This window comes from Pelomicrobium sp. G1 (assembly GCF_051905455.1).
Classification (GTDB): Bacteria; Pseudomonadota; Gammaproteobacteria; order Burkholderiales; family UBA6910; genus Pelomicrobium.
In genome coordinates this window covers 1-332 of record NZ_JBQACR010000210.1, presented here as the reverse complement: position 1 = coordinate 332, position 332 = coordinate 1, and the positions used below count along the sequence as shown (strand labels likewise).

At 62.3% G+C, this 332-nt stretch carries 1 pseudogene; it reads left to right on the top strand.

The window, feature by feature from the left end:
* Positions 1 to 332, top strand: a pseudogene (locus tag ACTFO6_RS18205) (molybdopterin-dependent oxidoreductase); the annotation flags it as partial.

The window sequence follows — 332 nt, the reverse complement described above, 5'->3', positions numbered from 1 at the left end:
GCCCATGGCGGGGCTGCGCACCCCGGCGATCAAGCCGCTCTACGACACCAAGGTGTTCGGCGACATCCTGATCGAGATCGGAAAGCGCATCAAGGGACCGACGGGGGAGTACTACAAGAAGCTGGAGAGCACCGAGAACCTGCTGCGCCATTTGGCCAAGGGCTTCGCCGACAGCCCCGGCACCAACGGGGTCACCGACTTCGAGTCGTGGAAGCGGGAAGGGGTCTGGTACAGGAAGCCTTATCTGTGGCAGCAACGGCGTGGCGAGTTCTACGAATGGGACGGCCAGGGCTACAACAAGTTCATGAAGCCCGAGGAGGTGAAGGCCAAGC